This is a genomic window from Streptomyces katrae (assembly GCF_000966975.1).
In the GTDB taxonomy this organism is placed as follows: Bacteria; Actinomycetota; Actinomycetes; order Streptomycetales; family Streptomycetaceae; genus Streptomyces; species Streptomyces katrae.
In genome coordinates, this window is record NZ_JZWV01001258.1 from 1 (window position 1) to 4,978 (window position 4,978).

The 4,978-nt window shown below is 73.3% G+C and carries 5 protein-coding genes; 2 read left to right on the plus strand and 3 right to left on the minus strand.

Annotated elements, in window-relative coordinates; translation table 11 throughout:
* Positions 1–143: 143 nt before the first annotated feature.
* On the minus strand, positions 144–992 hold the full coding sequence (locus tag VR44_RS35845; RefSeq protein ID WP_045951837.1) for an alpha/beta fold hydrolase: 849 nt from the start codon (positions 990–992) through the stop codon (positions 144–146).
* Positions 993–1,073: 81 nt separating this feature from the next.
* Here VR44_RS35845 and VR44_RS35850 point away from each other — a divergent pair, with 81 nt between their 5' ends.
* Entirely contained in the window at positions 1,074–1,646 is a 573-nt protein-coding gene (locus tag VR44_RS35850) for a CGNR zinc finger domain-containing protein (RefSeq protein WP_045951838.1), read from the plus strand.
* On the opposite strand, the gene VR44_RS35855 is transcribed toward VR44_RS35850, so the two are convergent.
* Both VR44_RS35855 and VR44_RS35860 read right to left on the minus strand, forming a co-directional pair.
* On the minus strand, positions 1,643–2,485 hold the full coding sequence (locus VR44_RS35855; RefSeq protein WP_245692787.1) for a hypothetical protein: 843 nt from the start codon (positions 2,483–2,485) through the stop codon (positions 1,643–1,645). The two genes, VR44_RS35850 and VR44_RS35855, sit on opposite strands and share 4 nt — an antisense overlap.
* Positions 2,486–2,561: 76 nt before the next feature.
* A complete protein-coding gene (locus VR44_RS35860) occupies positions 2,562–4,154 on the minus strand; it encodes an MFS transporter (RefSeq protein WP_045951839.1) in 1,593 nt (530 codons plus the stop codon).
* A 452-nt stretch (positions 4,155–4,606) separates the two neighbouring features.
* Between VR44_RS35860 and VR44_RS35865 the strand changes: the two genes are divergently transcribed.
* Positions 4,607–4,978: ABC transporter ATP-binding protein (locus VR44_RS35865; RefSeq protein WP_425424563.1), on the plus strand; the 372-nt coding region annotated here is incomplete at its 3' end.

The following is a 4,978-nucleotide window of genomic DNA, read 5'->3' on the forward strand; positions in this document are numbered from 1 at the left end:
GGGTACGACCACAGCCGCCGCGCGGATCGGCGTGGCCGGCCAAAATCCAGCCTCGCCGGCGTTTGAGGCGCGGGGTCTGGGGCGGAGTCCCAGGGAACGGAGGAAGGGCGGGGCGGGGACGGATACCCTCCAGCCCGGGAGGGTCAGAGGCGGGTGAGGAAGTCGTCGATCAGCGGGGTGATTTCGTCCAGGTGGGTTTCGAGGGCGAAGTGTCCGGCGCCCTCGAAGATGTGGACTTCCGCCTCCGGCGCATCCCGCAGGTACGCCTTGGCCCCCGCCGGGGTGAAGAAGGGGTCGCCCGCGCCCCAGACGACCAGTACCGGTACCCCCGAGTCACGGATCCAGGCCTGCCAGGCCGGGTAGTGGGTGAAGTTCGAGGCGTAGTCGAAGGCGAGGTCGGCCTGGGCGTCCTCCCGCCCCGGCAGGCCGAGGTAGTGGACGTCGAGGGTCCAGTTGTCGGGGGAGATCAGGGCGGGGTCCGCGACTCCGGTCTCGTACTGGAAGCGGGTGCCCTCCAGGGTGAACAGCTTGCGTACGCGTTCCTCGTTGCCCGGTACCTCCCGACGGAGTGCCGCGAACCCGCGTGCCTCGGCGGAGAGCCCCTCGTCGTAGGCGTTGCCGTTCTGGACGATGAGGCCGGTGATCCGTTCGGGGCGCCGGGTGGCGAGCCGCAGGCCGACGGGGGCGCCGAAGTCGAAGACGTACAGGGCGAAGCGGTCCAGGGCGAGGGCGTCGGTGAACCCCTCCACGATGTCCGCGAGGCGGTCGAAGGTGTAGGTGAAGCCGGGCGGGGTCTCGGTGCGGCCGAAGCCGGGGTAGTCGGGGGCGATCAGCCGGTACGGGGTGTCGCCGAGGGCGTCCATCAAGCGGGTGAACTGGTGCGAGGCGGTGGGGAAGCCGTGCAGGAGCAGCAGGACGGGGCCGTCGGCGGGGCCGCTCTCGCGGTAGGCCACGGTCACGCCGGCGACGTCGATGGTGCGGTGCGCGAGCATCACATGCCTCCAAGTGGTCAAGTGGCATTAGCCTCGGGCAGGGATCTCTAATGTGTCAAGGGTTATTGGTAGCATTAGCCGGTGACGTTCTTCTTCCCGTTGACCGGCGAGCCCCTCGCGCTCGACCTGCTGAACACCCGGCCCGCCGACGCCGGCGACCTCATCGCCGACCGGGCCGGTCTGGCCGCCTGGCTGGCGGTCGAGGGGGACCGGCTGAGCCGGGTCGCCGAGGTGGGGGAGGCCGAGGTGGCCGCCGCGCACGCCGTGCGGGAGGCCGCCGGGCCGGCGCTGGAGGCCGTCCGGCGTGGTGAGCGGCCGCCGGCCGGGGCGCTGGAGGCGCTGAACGCGGTCCTCGCCGCGGCCCCCGTCAGGCGTGAGCTGTGCTGGTCGGAGCCGACCGGGCTGGTGGCCGCCCCGCACCGCGAGGCCGCCCCGGCGGCGCGGCTGGCCGCGGAGCTGGCGGAGGCGGTGGTGGACCTGCTGACGGACGCGCGGGTGACGTCCGTGCGCGTGTGCGAGGCGGACGACTGCGTGCTGATGTTCCTTCCGGCGCACCCCCGGCGGCGCTGGTGCGTGGCGTCGGTCTGCGGGAACCGGGCCCGGGTGGCCCGTTATTACGCCCGGCACAAGGGGAGCGGCCCTGAGGGCGGCTAGCCCGCGGCCGGTTGTGCCGTGGCCGGTGCCGCCGGCTGGTGGTACGGGTCGCTGCGCAGGCCGCGGGAGGTGACCACCAGCGTGAACGGGGGCGTGGTGCCCGGCGGGAGGGTGGCCGTGAGGGTGCCCGTCGCCGGGTCCTGGACCGCCGGGAGCGGGGTGTCGTCCACCGTGAGGCGGGGGTCGGTGAACCCGCCGCCCTCGACCGTGAGGGTGCCGTCGGGGGTGACGGCGGCGTGGGTGATGACCGGGTTGCCGCGGGTGGCCATCTTGTTCACCAGGTACGCCCCGGCGGGGGCGCCGGTCAGCGCCCAGATCTCCGCGGGCAGCTCGGGCAGGCCCCGGCTGACGTCGGAGAGGAAGAAGAGGACGACGTAGAGCATCGTCACCGCGCTCAGGGCCACGTACTGCAGGTCCACGAGGTCGGTGCGGCCGCTGTCGTTGGCGATCAGCTCCCGCAGCGGCCGGCGCCCGGTGGCGGTGGGCTTCGGGGCCGGCTTGGCCAGGGTGCCGTTCTCCACCCTGATCCCGACGACCGTCTTCGCCGCGATCAGGGCGACGTACGGGCCGCCGAGGAGCGGGAGGTAGACCGTGGTCAGGGAGGACAGCGGGCCGTGTGCACCGCCGAAGTAGCCGGTCCCGCCGCCGGCCGTCAGTCCGTAGCCGAGGATCGTGAGCAGCAGCCAGACCAGGATCACGGTCCAGGCCAGGGCCAGGGTGGTCGAGGTGGAGAGCCGGCCGTCGCGTCCGGTGATGATGCCGGGCCTGCGGTACAGGCGCAGTGCGACGGGGCCGGCCAAGGCGGCCAGTAACGCCAGTGCGAAGAGTGCGGATGCCATGTCGTCCCCCCGAGGATGCGGTCCTGGGGAGAGCCTCACCCCAACGGGGTAGGCATGACAAGTTGTCAAGCGGCCGTCATCGGTGTTCCGGCAGGACCGGGAACCGCCGGGGCGCCAGCAGCAGCAGGACCAGCAGCGCCGCGACCCCGGCGAACGCCGCGCCGAGGAAGACGTGGTGCACCGCGGCCGCCACCGCCGCCCGCAGGTGCTCCGACGCGGCCCGCGAGAGGCCGCCCGGCTCCGCCAGGGCCCGTGACACGTCGTCCAGCCGGTGCGGCAGCCCGGGCAGCCGCTCCCGCCCCAGCCGGGCGGCGACCGTCGCGTTGGCCACCGCCCCCATCAGCGCGGCCCCCACCGCCTGCCCGACGGTGCGGCAGAACAGCACCGAGGCCGTCGTCGTGCCGCGCTCGGCCCAGCCCACCGTGGACTGCACCCCGACCACCAGCGGCAGCTGGAACAGGCCCAGCGCGGCGCCCAGCAGCAGCATGATCACCGCGGGCCGCCAGGCCGGGGCGGGATAGGGCAGCAGGGTGAAAGAGAACAGCACCGCCGCGGCCAGCCCCATCCCGAGGGCGGCCGTGTCACGGAAGCCGACGCGCCGGTACACGTGCTGGCAGACGGCGGCCGTCAGCGGCCAGCTGAGGGTCATCAGGCCCGTCACCAGTCCCGCCCCGACCGGCCCGAGCCCGAGCACGGACTGCGCGTACGTCGGCATGAACACCATCGGGGCGACCATCAGCAGACCCAGGGCCCCCATCGCCAGGTTGACGGCGGCGATGGTCCGCCGGCGCCACACCCACCCGGGCAGGATCGGGTCCGCCGCCCGGCGTTCCACCCGGACCACCAGCACGGCCAGCACCGCACTCGCCCCCAGCAGCCCCAGCGAGGGCGCGGACCGCCACGGCCAGGCGACCCCGCCCTGGACCAGGGCGAACAGCAGCAGCCCGCCGCAGGCGAAGATGCCGAGCGCCCCCGCCCAGTCGACGGGGCCGCGACGGGCGGGCGAGCGCCGGGGTTCGACGAGGTGGCGGACGGTCAGCACCAGGGCCAGCCCGGCCAGTGGCACGTTGATCAGGAAGGTCCAGCGCCAGCCCGCGTATCCGGCGATCACGCCGCCGAGGGCCGGGCCGGCGAGCGCGCAGCTCGCCCACACGGTGGTCATCCGGGCCTGGATGCGCGGCCGGTCGCGCAGCGGGTAGAGGTCGGCGGCCAGGGTCTGCACGGTGCCCTGGAGGGCGCCGCCGCCCAGCCCCTGGACGATCCGGAAGGCGATCAGCGCGCCCATGTTCCAGGCGGACGCGCACAGCAGCGAGCCGGCGAGGAACAGGGCCGTGCCGAAGAGCAGGACCGGCTTGCGGCCGAAGGTGTCGCTGAGCTTGCCGTAGACCGGGAGGGTGACGGTGACGGCGAGGAGGTAGCCGGAGAAGAGCCAGGAGAAGACGGAGAAACCGCCGATGTCCCCGACGATCTGGGGGACGGCGGTGGAGACGATCGTGGTGTCGAGGGCGACCAGGGCCATGCAGAGCATCAGCGAGGCGACGGCCTTCGCCGGCGGCCGGGCCGCGGCGGGCGGTGTTCCCGCCTCCGCCGTTTCGGCGGAAAGCTTTCGCCCGGGGGCGCCGGCCGGCTCTCCGCCGGAGGCTCCGCCCCCGCACTTCTCCGTCGCCATCAGCTCCCCCTCCGTCCGCGCAGACACCTTCTCACCGGGGTGCGCCGGGCGGAATCCCCGTCTCACGAGGGGTGCACCCGGGCGGTGTCCCCTACGTCCGGTCCGTCGGAGGGCGGACGACCCCTAGGGGTCCCTCAGCATTTGGGCCCAGGGGACTTTCGTCCCGACGGAGGAGGCCGAAGGGCCTTCCGCGTCTTTAACTGGTTCACATGGACGGGGCCGCGGGGGCGGGGTGGGGTTAACCCCCCGGCGGATACGGCGACGGGCACCAGGGCGCCGGACACCCCCTGTTCAGCAGACTTCACGACGGCGACGCACGCATACACGCAGCACGCGCACACGCAGCACGCACGCCCGCGGCAGCACACACAGCAGGCACGCACAACAGCACCCACGCGGCGGCGCGCACGCAGGCACCACACCAACAGGGGAGAAGCACCGTGACAACGGCGATGACCGAGACCAGGCACGGAAGCGGCGGGGGGCACGGCTCCGTGGCCGCCCGGGCGCGCCAGGTCGTCAAGGCGTACGGCTCCGGCGAGACCCGCGTCGTCGCCCTCGACCACGTGGACGTGGACATCCACCGCGGCCAGTTCACCGCGATCATGGGCCCGTCCGGCTCCGGCAAGTCCACGCTCATGCACTGCCTGGCCGGCCTGGACACGGTGACCAGCGGCCAGATCCACCTGGAGGACACGGAGATCACCGGCCTCAAGGACAAGAAGCTCACCCAGCTGCGCCGCGACAGGATCGGCTTCATCTTCCAGGCGTTCAACCTCCTCCCGACGCTGAACGCCCTGGAGAACATCACCCTCCCCATGGAC

Excerpts from the sequence above, each read along its gene's own strand:
- VR44_RS35860 (WP_045951839.1), bottom strand. The coding sequence starts at position 4,154 with ATGGCGACGGAGAAGTGCGGGGGCGGAGCCTCCGGCGGAGAGCCGGCC.
- VR44_RS35855 (WP_245692787.1), bottom strand. The coding sequence starts at position 2,485 with ATGGCATCCGCACTCTTCGCACTGGCGTTACTGGCCGCCTTGGCCGGC.
- VR44_RS35845 (WP_045951837.1), bottom strand. The coding sequence starts at position 992 with ATGCTCGCGCACCGCACCATCGACGTCGCCGGCGTGACCGTGGCCTAC.